This is a genomic window from Gottfriedia acidiceleris (genome assembly GCF_050457485.1).
Taxonomy (GTDB): Bacteria; Bacillota; Bacilli; order Bacillales; family Bacillaceae_G; genus Gottfriedia; species Gottfriedia acidiceleris_D.
On sequence record NZ_JBCMJM010000001.1, the window covers coordinates 84,765 to 100,184 of the forward strand.

At 33.5% G+C, this 15,420-nt stretch carries 13 protein-coding genes and 2 pseudogenes; 13 read left to right on the plus strand and 2 right to left on the minus strand.

Translation table 11 applies throughout. The annotated features are described in order from the left end of the window. Positions 1-287: 287 nt before the first annotated feature. From ABEY15_RS00385 to dpaB, 4 genes and pseudogenes are all read left to right on the plus strand, one after another. The gene (locus ABEY15_RS00385) at positions 288-1,268 is read left to right on the plus strand and encodes a polysaccharide deacetylase family protein (RefSeq protein ID WP_429887711.1); all 981 of its coding nucleotides are present in this window, start codon (positions 288-290) and stop codon (positions 1,266-1,268) included. Positions 1,269-1,369: 101 nt separating this feature from the next. Further along, a complete protein-coding gene (locus ABEY15_RS00390; protein ID WP_429887712.1) occupies positions 1,370-2,611 on the plus strand; it encodes a M16 family metallopeptidase in 1,242 nt (413 codons plus the stop codon). 234 nt (positions 2,612-2,845) lie between these two features. Continuing rightward, positions 2,846-3,748 (plus strand): dipicolinic acid synthetase subunit A, encoded by a 903-nt coding sequence (dpaA, locus tag ABEY15_RS00395; protein WP_429887714.1) that lies wholly within the window; start codon positions 2,846-2,848, stop codon positions 3,746-3,748. Continuing rightward, positions 3,745-4,170 (plus strand): annotated as a pseudogene (dpaB, locus tag ABEY15_RS00400) (dipicolinate synthase subunit B); the annotation flags it as partial. The gene dpaA and the pseudogene dpaB, both read left to right, overlap by 4 nt. A 35-nt stretch (positions 4,171-4,205) precedes the next feature. Here the strand turns inward: dpaB and ABEY15_RS00405 are convergent. Continuing rightward, positions 4,206-5,702 (minus strand): recombinase family protein, encoded by a 1,497-nt coding sequence (locus tag ABEY15_RS00405; RefSeq protein WP_429887716.1) that lies wholly within the window; start codon positions 5,700-5,702, stop codon positions 4,206-4,208. A 121-nt stretch (positions 5,703-5,823) separates the two neighbouring features. On the opposite strand from ABEY15_RS00405, the gene ABEY15_RS00410 reads away from it, so the two are divergent. The 6 genes and pseudogenes from ABEY15_RS00410 to dapA all read left to right on the plus strand — a co-directional run bounded on the left by ABEY15_RS00410 (position 5,824) and on the right by dapA (position 10,561). Beyond that, on the plus strand, positions 5,824-6,000 hold the full coding sequence (locus ABEY15_RS00410; RefSeq protein WP_429887718.1) for a cell division protein FtsZ: 177 nt from the start codon (positions 5,824-5,826) through the stop codon (positions 5,998-6,000). Between the two features lie 301 nt (positions 6,001-6,301). Then, the gene (locus ABEY15_RS00415) at positions 6,302-6,835 is read left to right on the plus strand and encodes a hypothetical protein (RefSeq protein ID WP_429887720.1); all 534 of its coding nucleotides are present in this window, start codon (positions 6,302-6,304) and stop codon (positions 6,833-6,835) included. 147 nt (positions 6,836-6,982) lie between these two features. Continuing rightward, positions 6,983-7,165: pseudogene (gene spoVFB / locus ABEY15_RS00420) on the plus strand (dipicolinate synthase subunit B); the annotation flags it as partial. Between the two features lie 183 nt (positions 7,166-7,348). Then, complete coding sequence (asd, locus tag ABEY15_RS00425; RefSeq protein WP_429887722.1) at positions 7,349-8,392, plus strand: aspartate-semialdehyde dehydrogenase; 1,044 nt, start codon at positions 7,349-7,351, stop codon at positions 8,390-8,392. 25 nt (positions 8,393-8,417) lie between these two features. After that, complete coding sequence (dapG, locus tag ABEY15_RS00430; RefSeq protein WP_429887724.1) at positions 8,418-9,647, plus strand: aspartate kinase; 1,230 nt, start codon at positions 8,418-8,420, stop codon at positions 9,645-9,647. 20 nt (positions 9,648-9,667) lie between these two features. Beyond that, positions 9,668-10,561 carry a 4-hydroxy-tetrahydrodipicolinate synthase gene (gene dapA, locus ABEY15_RS00435; protein ID WP_429887725.1) on the plus strand — a complete coding sequence of 298 codons (894 nt, stop codon included), beginning with the start codon at positions 9,668-9,670 and terminating at the stop codon, positions 10,559-10,561. Positions 10,562-10,656: 95 nt separating this feature from the next. On the opposite strand, the gene ABEY15_RS00440 is transcribed toward dapA, so the two are convergent. Then, a complete protein-coding gene (locus ABEY15_RS00440) occupies positions 10,657-12,189 on the minus strand; it encodes a multicopper oxidase family protein (RefSeq protein ID WP_429888215.1) in 1,533 nt (510 codons plus the stop codon). A gap of 472 nt (positions 12,190-12,661) precedes the next feature. Between ABEY15_RS00440 and ABEY15_RS00445 the strand changes: the two genes are divergently transcribed. The 3 genes from ABEY15_RS00445 to ABEY15_RS00455 all read left to right on the plus strand — a co-directional run bounded on the left by ABEY15_RS00445 (position 12,662) and on the right by ABEY15_RS00455 (position 15,393). Next, complete coding sequence (locus ABEY15_RS00445; RefSeq protein WP_429887727.1) at positions 12,662-14,332, plus strand: ribonuclease J; 1,671 nt, start codon at positions 12,662-12,664, stop codon at positions 14,330-14,332. 168 nt (positions 14,333-14,500) lie between these two features. Beyond that, positions 14,501-15,184 (plus strand): ClpP family protease, encoded by a 684-nt coding sequence (locus ABEY15_RS00450; RefSeq protein WP_429888217.1) that lies wholly within the window; start codon positions 14,501-14,503, stop codon positions 15,182-15,184. Continuing rightward, positions 15,181-15,393, plus strand: a complete 213-nt coding sequence (locus ABEY15_RS00455; protein ID WP_429887728.1) for a YlzJ-like family protein — start codon at positions 15,181-15,183, stop codon at positions 15,391-15,393. The genes ABEY15_RS00450 and ABEY15_RS00455 overlap by 4 nt, the downstream gene beginning before the upstream one ends. The last annotated feature ends 27 nt before the right edge of the window (positions 15,394-15,420 follow it).

The following is a 15,420-nucleotide window of genomic DNA, read 5'->3' on the forward strand; positions in this document are numbered from 1 at the left end:
CTAGACATCACGAAAATCGGAAGGCGTAGCTCTTCCTTAACCAAATAAAAACAACAGGCACATCAAAATGAGCCTGTTGTTTTTTTTTTTTTACTTTCACTCCTCTTCTTTTAATTTTCCAGAATTTCATGTGTGCCTAAAATTTTTTTGGTTACAATAAGAAAAGTAGAACTAGAAATTACCAGATAAATTAGTTATTGCTAATTTAGTCTTACATAAGTTGTAGAAAGCTTGTTCTATTTTATTAAAAAATATCATATTCCTTCTAGTAGGAGGGCGTTTAGGAAATGAGTAGAAGTCGGTTAAAAGTCTTAGCATTCGTTATGTCATTATTTCTAGCAATTTTAGTAGTTAGAAATCAATATACTAATCAATACGTGAGGAACTTAACTTCAAAATCGTCATTTGTAACAGCAAAAACAAATGGGTTATTTGATGAAATCAAATCAAAAGCGCCAACTTTCGAGATACCTCCAAAAGATGCCTATGTGGACTCGGTTTGGAAAGCAATACCCGGCTATAACGGTTTAACAGTCGATGTTAATGCGTCATATAAGAAAATGAAGGCAAAAGGTAAGTTTGATGAGAATAAACTAGTATTTAAAGAAGTTTCTCCAAAAGTTCATTTAAAGGATTTACCACCATCACCAGTGTATAAAGGGAATCCTGAAAAACCAATGGTAGCATTTACAATCAATGTTGCATGGGGAAATGAATATATTCCGAAAATGTTAGAAGTATTAAAGAAGCACAATGCAAACGCAACTTTCTTTCTTGAGGGTAGATGGGTAAAAAATAATCCAACTGTCGCTCAACTAATCACTGCTGCAGGTCAAGAAGTTGGGAACCATTCTTATACACATCCCGATATGGCAAGATTAGGTAGTCAACAAATAAGAAATGAAATAACCCAAACAAATTCAGTCATACTAGCTACAACTGATCAAAAAGTTGTATGGTTTGCCCCTCCAAGCGGTAGTTATCGTGATGAGGTAGTTAAAATCGCTTCAAGTTTAGGCTTAAAAACAATTATGTGGACAGCAGATACGATTGATTGGCAAAAACCGCCAAGAGAAGTCATTATTAATCGTGTTATGAAAAAAGTAGACAATGGTACAATCGTTCTTATGCATCCAACGAAACCGACAGCTGAGGCACTTGATGAACTAATTACAAAAATAGAGGCATCAGGTCGAAAAGTTGTAAATATTTCAACTTTATTAGATGAAAAACGGTACGATACAATTAAAAAAGTTGAAAACAAATGACAATTACTTTCAGCTTTGTTAAGATGATTGTAAAATATAGTTAAATTTTTCAATCTTATTACAAAAGTGTAAATAGATGGTGTATACATAGGAGGCATTACATGATTGTACGACATAAATGCAAAAATGGAGTTAGAGTAGTAATTGAAAATATTTCAACTGTTCGTTCAGTTGCACTTGGAGTCTGGATTAAAACAGGATCAAACAATGAAACGTCAGAACTAAATGGTGTTTCACATTTTCTTGAGCATATGTTCTTTAAAGGTACAAAAACACGAAATGCGAAAGAAATTGCTGAAAGTTTCGATTCAATAGGTGGACAAGTAAATGCATTTACTTCAAAAGAATATACTTGTTATTACGCTAAAGTGTTAGATACTCATGCGGATTACGCGTTAGAAGTGTTAGGAGATATGTTTTTTAATTCAACTTTTGATGAAGGTGAATTAGAAAAAGAAAAAAATGTAGTTCTTGAAGAAATCAAAATGTATGATGATACACCAGATGATTTAGTTCATGATTTATTAAGTAAAGTTATGTATGAAACTCATCCATTAGGTTATCCAATTTTAGGTACAGAAGAAACTTTAAAATCTTTTAACGGCGATACTTTACGTCAGTACATGAAGGATTTTTACACTCCGGATCAAGTAGTTATTTCAATTGCGGGTAATATTGATGAATCCTTTATTAAACGTGTTGAAGATTTATTTGGAAATTATGAGGGGAAAAAGAAAGATATTAACTTTGGGATCCCTACAATACATTATGGACAAATTGCTCGTAAAAAAGAAACAGAGCAAGCACATCTTTGTGTTGGCTATAGAGGCCTTGAACTTGGACATAGTGATTTATATCCATTAATTGCCTTAAATAATATACTTGGTGGCAGTATGAGTAGTCGTTTATTCCAAGATGTTCGTGAGCAAAAAGGACTTGCATATTCAGTTTTCTCATATCACTCTGCATACCAAGATAGCGGTACAGTTGCAATTTATGCAGGTACTGGAAAAAGCCAACTAAATCAATTATTTGAAACAATCCAAGAAACTTTAAGAGTATTAAATGCAGATGGAATAACAGAAAAAGAATTAAATAATTGTAAAGAGCAATTAAAAGGTAATTTGATGTTAGGATTAGAAAGTACAAATAGCAGAATGAGCCGAAATGGTAAAAATGAATTAATGCTAGGCAATCACCGTACCTTAGATGAAGTAATTCAACTAATAGATGCTGTAACAATTGATAAGGTAAATGATATTGCGAAGTTTGTTTTTACTGACGACTATGCAGTTTCATTAGTAAGTCCTGATGGAGTAATTCCAACAAATATTAAACAATAAGTTGATCAATTAGAGGTCCCTTATAGGGTCCTCTTTTTTATTTTTCAAAATAACCAAGAATAGAAATCCTCAGATTTAAACAGTTTTTCATTACTGCTCCTTAATTTTAGAAAGAATCTTCACCAATACAATGGAATGTTCATAAGATATTTAGGAGAAAGATGTTAGGCGGTAGTCCTGCTTACAGAGATTAATTTCCATTTACCATAGTGAAGTAAAGAAGGTGAATGCTGCATGTTAACTGGCTTGCATATTGCTGTTATTGGTGGGGACGCCAGACAGCTGGAAGTTATTCGGAAGTTAACTGAGTTAGACGCAAAGGTAACTTTAATAGGCTTTGAGCAATTAGATAGTGGATTTACCAGTGCATCAAAAGAATTAATGGCAGATGCAAATTTTGAAGATCTAGATGCAATCCTTCTACCTGTACCAGGTACGAATATTGAAGGAGTTGTCGATACAATTTTTTCAAATGAGAAAGTCGTGCTGACAAAAGAAATTTTGGATAGTACTCCTTCACATTGTACGATTTACTCTGGAATAAGTAACTCTTACTTAGATAGTATAGTTACAGCTTCAAATCGAAAGTTAGTAAAATTATTTGAACGAGACGATGTAGCTATTTATAATAGTATTCCAACTGTTGAAGGTACGATCATGATGGTTATTCAACATACGGAATATACAATTCATAACTCGAAAGTAGCCGTATTAGGTTTAGGTCGTACAGGAATGAGTGTCGCGAGGACTTTTCATAATTTGGGTGCAAAAGTAAAAGTAGGGGCTCGTAAATCAGAACATATTGCTAGAATTGTTGAAATGGGCTTAGAAGCTTTTGAATTTAAGAATATTGAAGAGGCCTTAAAGGATGTAGATGTTGTAATTAATACAGTTCCAGTTCAAATCGTGACAGCAAGTGTCATTTCAAAATTACAATCTCATTCATTAATCATTGATTTAGCTTCTAAACCTGGAGGAACAGATTTTCGTTATGCTGAAAAAAGAGGCATTAAGGCATTACTAGCACCAGGTTTACCAGGAATCGTTGCTCCTAAAACAGCAGGTCAAATAATTGGAAACGTACTAACACAGCTATTAAAGGAAGATTTAGATAAAAGAAAGGAGCAACAAAAATGACGCTGAAAGGTAAGAAAATTGGATTTGGTATTACAGGATCACATTGTACTTATGAAGAGGTAGTACCACAAATTCAAAAGTTAGTAGATGATGGAGCTGACGTATACCCTGTTGTTACATTTACTGTAAAAAGCACAACAACCAGGTTTGGAGTAGGAGAAGACTGGATCGAAAAAATAGAAGAAATTACAGGGCGTAAAACAGTTGATTCAATTGTTGGAGCAGAACCATTTGGTCCAAAAGTACAATTAGATTGTATGGTAATTGCACCGTTAACAGGAAATTCAATGAGTAAGTTTGCTAATGCTCAAACTGATAGCCCTGTATTAATGGCAGCTAAGGCTACATTAAGAAATGGAAAACCTGTTGTTTTAGGTATTTCTACAAACGATGCTTTAGGTTTAAATGGAACTAATTTAATGTGACTTAGATGGTAATACCAAATCAGTTAACAAGATCACCTGGGGAGCTTTGGGTAAAGTATAAGTGTAAAATCATCAAGTTTTTGATGTGGCTCTTTTTGATACTCCACTTTAAATAAAACAGATTTAAGGAGACGATTTTTAAGTTCTATATCAGTTGTTTTGTAATATAAATCTAACACTTTTTCAAAAGTTGGAATAAATTTTTCGTTTAGCAAATCTCTATTGTGATATTTAGCTAGTTCATCCAAAATTAACGTCTTACTATTTGAAAGTTCTTTTAGTCGATTAGTGAGGATTTCAGAACGTTCATTGTAAATCGATTCATCATAAACACCGCGTTCTAGTAAATTAAATAAATTATTTTTTTGTTTTACTACTTCATTTAAATCATTTTCGATTTGTTTAAGTGCCTGTTTTTTTAAATTAATTACTTCAAAATCTTCCTCGTCGGGTTGATTCGTAAAACTTATTTTGTATTCTTTTAACCAAATTTCTAAACCTTGTAAGAGTTTCTCTTCAATTAAATGAGTATAGGAAGAGCGAGTGTTACAACGGTTATTTGTACACACAATTTGTCTAGGCTTGCCTTTTGGATAACGCTGCTGTAATTTTGATCCACATTTACTGCAAAACATTATTCCAGCTAGCTGATTACTTAATTTACTATTATAAGGGGCATGGTATCGACTATTTAAAATATCTTGTGCTGAGTTGTATATAGCAAGATCAATGATTGCTTCATGCTTTCCATCAACAATTAACCAGTCAGATTTTGGTTTTCTTTTACCTTTACTTGATTTTTTATTCCAAGTTACCTTACCGATATAAATAGGATTTTTTATCATTTCCAAAATGGAATGGTAACTCCACTTTTTCCCAGTATAGGAAGGGATATTCATTTGATTTAAACGGTTAGCAATTTCATTTGCACCAATCAAATCCTTTGTATACCATTCAAAGATACTTTTTACTACCTTTGCCTGATTGCTATTAATACGTAAAGAGCGGAATTCCCTCGTTTCATAAATCTCATATCCATAAGGTGCAAAGGTTCCTAAATAATTACCTCTTTGGACTGATAAAACTCGACCTCGTTGAAGCCTTCGAGTAATTATTTTTAATTCTTTTCGCGCCATAAATGCCTCAAACTCACTATATTCCTCATCAAACTCATCATGAAGGTCATAGGTCTTCCTTGGTGTTATAATTTTTGTTCTAGACGATTTAAACGTTTCTAAAATAATGCCCTGCTCCTTCATATTACCGCGTCCCAGACGGTCCATATCCATTACTAACACGCCATCATATTTAAATTCTTCAACTTCTTGTAAAAGCTTTAACATTTCTGTCCGGTAAACAAGCGATTCACCAGATGCAATTTCCTGTCGGATACAAATTATATTTAAATTATGTTCCTTAGCGAATTTTAAAAGCTGCTCCTTGTGCTTTGATAAGGTCTCACCTTCACCTCTAGCCTCTGCATCTAAATCTGCACGACTTTTACGCAAGTACAATGCAACTCGTTCCATTTAATCACCTCATAGACTATATATATGTCTAATTAAGGAATTAATTAATTTTTGAATCAATCGGCAACAAAAGGTTGGTTAGTCCGTCAGAAAACTAAACATACAATGAATTATGGGGGTGGTGATACTGAGTAAACAAACAGAATTTACTGCTACCTATCAATTTGGAAAAACAAAAGTAAATATAATTGCGCCAAATGATGTTTCAGAAGAAAATAGAAAGAAAATTATTGAAGAAATTCATACGATTGGCTGGAAGATTGTTAAAGAAGAATTGTATAAGAAAGATGATCAGTAAGATGAATTTAGTAAGCACCTAAAAAGGGGTGCTTTTTTATTTGTTATCTTGATCAATGAAGAATTAGCTAATATTCCAAGTGTCTAAATTGCTTAGGGTAACAATTTTTTGTACTTTTACAACGGTAAAAAATTGAATATGCAATCAATTTATCTGCAGATATAATAATGACCATGATCAAGATGATTCATGTATTCCAGAAAAATTCTGAGACAGATTACTCAAAAATCTGTCATTTTTTTTACATAACGATCGTAATTATAGTGATAGTGATTCTAAATATTCATCATAGAGAGGAATGTTGGTTATTATCGAATATCATTTAAAAAAACAATTTATTTCAAAAGAAAAATTGATTGAACGTAAACTTGCTGATCATTTAATTTTAAATGTAAGAATAAAAGATGTCTTAGAACTAGCTTATAATAACTGGGCTTTAGATTATGCTAAAGGTGTAGTTGCTTTTAATCTTACAAATGGTGAATTAATAGGTTATTCACTAAAGGGTGCAAATAATAGACCTAGAAACGACTATGAGATTATTATTTTTGAACTAGATGCAAATGTTGACGTGGAAGATGTTACTGTTTTAATGGGGAATATTGGTGTTCGAGCTGTACGGACATTTTTTGAAATCGACGATGAAACTTTTTCAAACAATATGGTATTTTGGACTGAAACCTATTTACGGTTTCATAATTTGACGATTAAATCAATTAGAGATCGGTTTTTAAAGGTTCTATATTCGGATTATAAACAAACCTTTTATAATACTTGCATTAAAAAACAACTTGATTATGTTTACGCTAAATATATCGTTCATTACAATCATTAGGGTGAAATCATAAAAAATTATTTTACTAAGTTTAATTTTTTGTTTCAATCCCCTTTTAAATCCTTTAATCAGCTCCTTTTAAAGTCAATTTTTTACTGTCCCAAACCAATGATATTCCGTTTAGATCGGTATTATCCTCTAAGTCATAATTTAATGCGTTTAATGAGTACAAAAAATATCTATTTTATTCCCTTTGGTCAAGATGATCCAGTAAAAAAACCGAATTCATTAGTGGCAAGAATGGATTCATTGCTTGATACAGTGAAATCTTCTATTGAAGGAAAACAACTTCAACCTGTTTTAGTTGAAAAATATCGCGATCTCCAATAAATATTTTAGAAAAAATAGGACTGAATTATTTTTTCTATGTTAGAATGAAGAAAATTGAGTATGTGTCATTAGGATACATACTCGTTACTATGAAATCAATTATTCAAGCGAAAACCTTTGAATATAAACTTCATTTGACGTAAACTATTTAATAAAAGTGAAAACAGGGATGGTGCAAAAAAAGTGGGGAATAAACAAAGTTATGTAGTAGCTGTAGTAGGTGCAACTGGAGCAGTTGGACAACAAATGATTGCAACATTGGAGAAAAGAAATTTTCCTGTAAAAGAAATTAAATATTTATCTTCAAAACGTTCTGCAGGAACAAAATTAACTTATAAAGGTGAAGAAGTAATCGTACAAGAAGCTACTCCTGAAGCTTTTGAAGGTGTTGATATTGCTTTATTTAGTGCTGGTGGCTCAGTATCAAAAGATCTAGCTCCTGAAGCAGTTAAAAGAGGGGCAGTAGTAGTAGATAACACTAGTGCATTTAGAATGGCTGAAGATGTACCTTTAGTTGTACCTGAAGTAAATGACAAAGATTTATTTAATCATAAAGGTATTATTGCAAATCCTAACTGTTCAACAATCCAAATGGTTGTTGCTCTAGAACCAATTCGTCAATCAATTGGTTTAAATAAAGTAGTAGTTTCAACTTACCAAGCCGTTTCTGGTGCTGGAGTTACAGCAATTGAAGCATTAAAGGAACAAGCGCAAGCATTCTTAGATGGTGAAGTAGCAACTCCATCAGTATTACCGGTAAAAAGTGGTGAGAAACATTATCAAATTGCTTTTAACGCAATTCCACAAATCGATGTATTTACTGAGAATGGATATACTTATGAAGAAATGAAAATGATTAATGAAACGAAAAAAATCATGCATTTACCTGAATTACAAATTAGCGCAACATGTGTAAGACTTCCTGTAATTTCTGGACACTCAGAGTCAGTTTACATTGAAGTTGATAAGGAAGTATCGGTAGCTGAACTTAAATCACTTTTAAGTGATGCACCTGGAATCGTTTTACAAGATGATCCAGAACAACAACTATATCCAATGCCATTTTACAGTATTGGAAGTAATGAAGTATTTGTAGGACGTATCCGTAAAGACCTAGATAATCCATTTGGATTCCATTTATGGATCGTTTCAGATAATCTATTAAAAGGTGCTGCTTGGAATTCAGTGCAAATTGCTGAAAGATTAATTGAGTTGAGCATCATTTAGTGAAAACTGCTAGAGAGGTGCAAGAATGAAAATATTAGTCCAAAAATTTGGAGGGACTTCAGTACGTGACGAAAATGGAAGAAAGCACGCACTTAAGCATATAAAAGAAGCATTAGAAAAAGGATATAAATTAGTAGTAGTTGTTTCTGCTATGGGACGAAAAGGTGAACCATATGCAACAGATACACTATTAAATTTAGTTGGCGCAAAAAAAAGTAAGGTTACACAAAGAGAACTTGATTTATTAATGTCATGTGGTGAAACAATTTCATCAATTGTTTTTTCAAATTTATTGAATGAAAACGGTATTCATGCTATGGCAATGACAGGTGCATCTGCAGGTTTCCGAACAAATGATGAGTTTGGAAATGCAAAAATTCTTGATATGAAATGTGGCCGCCTAATTAAAGAGCTAGAAAACTTTGATGTTGTAGTAGTCGCAGGATTCCAAGGATCAACATCTAATGGTGATATCACGACATTAGGAAGAGGTGGAAGTGATACTTCTGCTTCTGCACTTGGGGTTGCTGTTGGGGCAGAAACAATCGAAATTTTCACTGACGTTGAAGGCGTAATGACAGCAGATCCAAGGATTGTAAAAGAAGCAAGACCTTTATCAGTTGTTACTTATGCAGAAATTTGTAATATGGCATATCAAGGAGCTAAAGTAATTCATCCTAGGGCTGTTGAAATCGCGATGCAAGGGAAGGTACCTATTCGAATTCGTTCAACATATTCAAATAGTTTAGGTACACTAGTAACATCGAATCCTACACAACGAATTATTGGTGAAAATATTCATGATCGTTTAATTACAGGAATCGCACATGTACCGAATGTAACGCAAATTAGAGTAACTTCAAAGGAACATACTTTTGATTTACATTCTCAAGTATTTAAAGCAATGGCAAATAAAGGTATAAGTGTAGACTTTATTAATATCTCACCTAATGGTGTAGTATACACTGTAAGTGATGAAGTTGCTTCAAAAGCGATTGATGTATTAAAAGGAATTGGATATGAGCCTTCATACACTACAGGATGTGCAAAAGTATCAATAGTTGGAGCGGCAATTGCAGGAGTACCTGGCGTAACATCAAAAATTGTAACTGCATTAGCTGAGAAAGGGATTCAAATTTTACAATCAGCTGACAGTCATACAACTATTTGGGTGCTTGTCAAAAATGAAGATATGGTCGAAGCAGTTACTGCACTTCATGATGCATTTGAACTTAGTTCAGTTAAAATGGATTAATATTTGATCGGAGTGGAACAATGAGTAGATTTGGTAAAATTTCAACAGCGATGGTAACACCTTTTGATTCAAAAGGAAATATTGATTTCGCAAAAACAACAAAACTTGTGAACTACTTAATTGAGAATGGTACGGATTCAATCGTAGTTTGTGGAACAACTGGAGAATCTCCAACGTTAACATCTGAAGAAAAGTTAGCATTAATTAGCCATGTTGTTTCAACTGCAGCTGGAAGAGTACCTGTAATCGCGGGTACAGGAAGTAATAATACTCGTGAAACAGTTGAATTAACGAAAAAGGTTTCTGCTTTAGGTGTAGATGCAATAATGGTAGTTGTACCTTATTATAATAAACCAAACCAAGAAGGACTATATCAACACTTTAAAGCGGCAGCTGAAAGTACTGAACTGCCTGTAATGTTATATAATGTACCAGGTAGAACAGTTGCTAGCCTTTCTGTAGATACAGTTGTAAGATTAGCAGAAATTCCGAATGTAGTTGCAATTAAAGATGCGACTGGTAACTTAAGCATAATGACAGAAATTATTGACCGTACTCCTGAAGATTTTGAATTATACTGTGGTGACGATGGCTTAACACTTCCTGCATTTGCAATTGGTTCAAAGGGAACGGTTTCAGTTGCTTCACACGTATTAGGAAATGAAATGCAGCAATTAGCTGAAAGCTTCTTCACAGGAGATATGGCTAAAGCACAATTCTTACACCGTAAACTATTACCATTATTTGAAGGATTCTTCATGGCTCCAAGTCCAGGTCCAATCAAAACAGCTTTACAAATGAAAGGGTTAGATGTTGGTGGAGTTCGTTTACCGCTTGTACCACTTTCAGAAGCTGAACGTACAACGATCGGTATATTAATAAATAAATTAGACGAAGCATTACAAAGTAATTAATAACATAACAAAACCACTTACAAATAATCCGATTAATTTGGATGGTGTAAGTGGTTTTTATTATTGTATGGACTAATCCACAAATCAGAATTCTCCTATTGAATCACTATAAATGGTCTCATCATTTCATAGTCCTCGTGTTCCAACATATGACAGTGCCAAACATATAAGCCTGTGAATGGCCCAAACCTCATGATTAGTCTAGTTACTTGATTTGGATTAGCTTGAACAGTATCCTTCCATCCACATTCTTGTGGCTTAGGCGGAGTCGGAGGATCTGTGTAATAAATGATCCTTTCCTTTTTATACTTTTCTACATCAAAGTTTCTACGATCTAAGATTTGGAAATCAATTAAGTGAAGATGTATAGGATGAGCATCTGGCGTTAAGTTAATTAAATACCATATTTCGGTCGTTCCCAATTTCGGATTTTCTGTAATGGGGGCATCCCAATGTTTATTATCCAATAACATAATTTCTCGTCCATACTGATCCATCTTGTGATCTAATGTTAAGTATCGCTTCATTGAAGCAGACTGTTCATTTATTTTTGGAATAGTCACCATATTAGCTGGTATCATACTCGTATCCACGTTTGACAGTGGCAATGTAACTAGAAATTGCATCACAGTTCCCGTATTTTCATCAACAGGTCTTCCAGATGGAAATGGAGTAGGAGCATCATTCTGCATAATAATCTTCTTACCTTCAAGATTTGTAAAATCGATGATTACCTCTGCCCGTTCTGCTGGAGATAACATGAGCTCATTTATTCCAATCGGATGCTGCATGAATCCACCCTCAGTTGCGATTTGATACATAAGTTGACCAGTATCAAGCTTAAATCGAAAAAAGCGTGAGTTAGAACCGTTTAATAACCTAAATCGATATTTTCTTGGTTCAACTTTTAAAAAAGGATGAACTTTACCATTCACGATTACTGTATCACCAATAAATTCAGGGATAATTGACGTTTGTAGTTCTTTGATTGGTTGATCTGGTTGTTCTGGATAATAAAGTGAACCATCGTGATTAAAACTTTTATCTTGTATCAATAGCGGGACATCATATTTCCCATTCGGTAAATTTAATGAACATTCGTTCTGATCACTAATTAGATAGAATCCTGCTAAACCAGCATAAATATTAAGCCTTGTAATACCAAGTGCATGATCATGGTACCAAAGCGTAGATGCACAATCACAATTATCATATCGATATACTTGCTTTCTAAAATAACGACCAACTTGTTTATAATCTTTTGTAAACCAAGCTTCAGGATAGCCATCGCTTTCAGGTTCGACACATGCACCATGTACATGTACAACTGTCCTTACATCAGGGACATCTTTATGAGCACCATGAACAGTATAATCTATTGGAAACAGGTGTTTGTCTGGGAGATCATTGATCCATTTAATAAACACGATTTCACCTTGCTCTACTTTAATTGTAGGTCCAGGATAGCTTCCTTCATACCCCCAAACAGTTGAGTCATTTAATTCACTATGGAGCGATTGCTTAAACTCCGTCATCGTTACTTCAAAATAAGTATAAAAATGGTCTTTCCAGCGAGGTTTTAAAATTGGTGGAATAGGTAGTTCATCTACGAATTTAGAAAGATTCATTTTTGGGGGCTCTCTGTCATTAAAATTCATATCGATCCTCCTTTACTAAATATTCATATTCCAGCAATAAGTAATAATTGACCATTCAATTACTACAATATAAAGAAATTCAATATAGACACTTTTAGAACAGCACCCCTAGAGATGACTTTGTCATTTGCTCATCATAAAAAGATTTATTAATTGGTTTATTAAGAAGACTAAGGTAACCCATATTTTTACCTCTTAATTCAAGTAATCTTAACTCCTATCGTTAAGAAGGAAAGATGAAGTGGAAACATCAATTTTTCTTTTTATGTTAGCTATAACAACCTGAGCCTTAAAAAATGATTAAAAATACATACCCAAAGTAATCCGATTTTCCTATTTAAGGAAGAATGTATCTTGTTTTACCTGTTCGGACTAGGATATAATGTTTGTAAGATTTTGAACGGTCTGTAAATTTAAAGAACTAACTAGGAGGAAACAGGTTGTGGTGAAGGAAATGAAAGAACAAGTAAAAGTTTTTGCCCTTGGTGGGGTAGGAGAAATCGGAAAAAACATGTATATAGTCGAAGTTGGTGATTTGATTTACGTGTTAGATGCAGGTTTGAAATTTCCTGACCAAGAAATGTACGGAATAGATCATGTCATACCAGATGTAAGTTATTTAGAGAAAAACGCACATAAAGTAGTAGGTGTTTTTATAACACATGGACATGAAGATCATATTGGTGCGATTCCATATATTATGAATAAACTTCCACAAGTAAAGTTTTATACGAATAAATTAGCTTATTTATATATAAGAGAAAAATTAAGTGAAAAGGGTATTAAAAACCTTGAGCAATTTGAACTATATGACGAAACTACTTTATTAACATTTGAAAATAGTTCAATTAGTTTTTTTAGGACTACTCACAGTATTCCAGATTCATTTGGATTTTGTGTAAATACACCACAAGGTGCTGTCGTTTTTACTGGAGACTTCAAATTTGATCAATCGAAAAGTCCTTATCCAGGTGCTGATTTAGGTAAACTAGCATTAATAGGAGATAAAGGTGTGTTATGTTTGCTATCTGATAGCACAAACGCAGAAAGACAAGGATTTTCGGGTTCTGAGAAGAAAGTATCGGAAGAAATTAAAAAAGAAATAATGAATGCAAAAGGAAGAGTTTTAGTAGCTTGCTTTTCTTCAAATATATATCGGATCCAACAGGTTATTGATGCAAGTGTAGCTTCTGGTAGAAAACTAGCAGTAGTCGGAAGTAGTATGATGAAATCGATTGAAATAGCGAAGGAATTAGCTTATTTATCGATTCCTGATGATTTAATGATTTCAGTTGTGGATACAGATAATTATAAAGAAATAGATATTGTCATCCTTACAACAGGTACTCAAGGAGAACCGATGGCAGCCCTTTCAAAAATTGCTAAAGGTACGCATAAACAAGTTTCAATCCGAAAAGGTGATACTGTACTTATGGCGTCAACACCTATTCCAGGAAATGAAATGTTAGTTTCTTCTTCTGTTAATCTATTATTTAGAGCTGGCGCAAATGTTATTTATGGTTATAAGAAGGTACACGTATCTGGGCATGGCTATGAAGAAGAATTAAAATTAATGCTTGAATTAATGAAGCCAAAATATTTCATACCAGTTCATGGTGAATATCGAATGCAAAAAGCACATTCACATATTGCAGAAGAAGTAGGTATGGCAAAAGAAGATATTTTTATTATTGAAAAAGGGGACATCGTTTCGTTTAAAAATGGTCAAGCTTCTCGTACTGAAAAAATCGAAGTTGGCAATGTTTTAATTGACGGAATTGGCGTCGGTGATGTTGGAAATATTGTATTACGTGATCGTAAGCTACTTTCTCAAGATGGAATACTAATCGTTGTGGTAACGTTTAACAAGCAAAAGAAAGCAATCATATCTGGTCCAGAAATTATAACTCGTGGCTTTGTATATGTTCGTGAGTCCGAGAAATTAATAACTAGATCAACTGAAATTGTAAAAGACATTACAGAAAAAATGTTACAGAACGATCAAATTGAATGGACATTATTAAAAAATTCAATAAGAGATGGATTAAGCGCTTACTTATATGAAGAAACAAAAAGAAGACCAATGATTCTTCCAATATTAATGGAAGTATAATTTTAAATAGCGAGGTACTTCTTTATTCAAGATGGGTATGATTTCCTTATTATTTTCACATACTAACTTGTATGAAAAATGATAGGGGGAACCGTTTTGACAAATTCAAATAATGAAACACCTATTCCAAACGAAGATGCACCTCCAAAGCCAAATGATCAAAAGGATATGAGCATTGTTGAAAAAATTCAGCAATTAGGACAAACAAATGTTCCAGCAAGCAATGATTCAAAAATCCATTGTCTAACGATCATTGGACAAATTGAAGGGCATGTGGCATTACCACCTCAAAATAAGACAACTAAATATGAACATTTAATTCCGCAATTAGTTGCAATTGAACAAAATCCTAAGATTGAAGGATTATTAATTGTTCTAAATACTGTTGGTGGAGATGTGGAAGCTGGCCTTGCGATATCAGAAATGATTGCTACATTAACGAAACCTACTGTATCAATCGTTTTAGGCGGAGGACATAGTATCGGAGTACCGATTGCAGTAAGTACTGACTTTTCATTTATTGCTGAAACGGCAACAATGACGATCCATCCAATTCGACTAACTGGTTTAGTGATTGGTGTACCTGCAACGTTTGAATATCTTGATAAAATGCAAGAAAGGGTAACTCGTTTTGTTACGAAGCATTCAAATATTACGGAAGAACGTTTCAAGGAATTAATGTTTACAAAAGGTAATTTAACAAGAGATATCGGCTCAAATGTAGTCGGTGGAGATGCAGTAAAATATGGACTAATTGATGATGTAGGTGGGATTGGGCAAGCACTAAGTAAATTGCAGGAATTGATTGACGAACGAAAAGAAAAGTCTAATAAAGAGGAGAATGAATTTTGATTCTTTATACAATTATGCCAATTGAATCGATTTTTCCTGTTGATCAACAAGAATACACATCGCAGCAGTTTTTGGAATACAATGGTATTCCAATGTTGGTTGACAGTGTTGGGGGTACAGCTTTTGAAATTAAAAGAATTGTTAGTACCGATCCGCAGCATTATATGCAATATACACCTGGTCAAAGAATTTTAGTTCTTCCAACTTGAGGTAATTATTAACAATACATGGTAAAC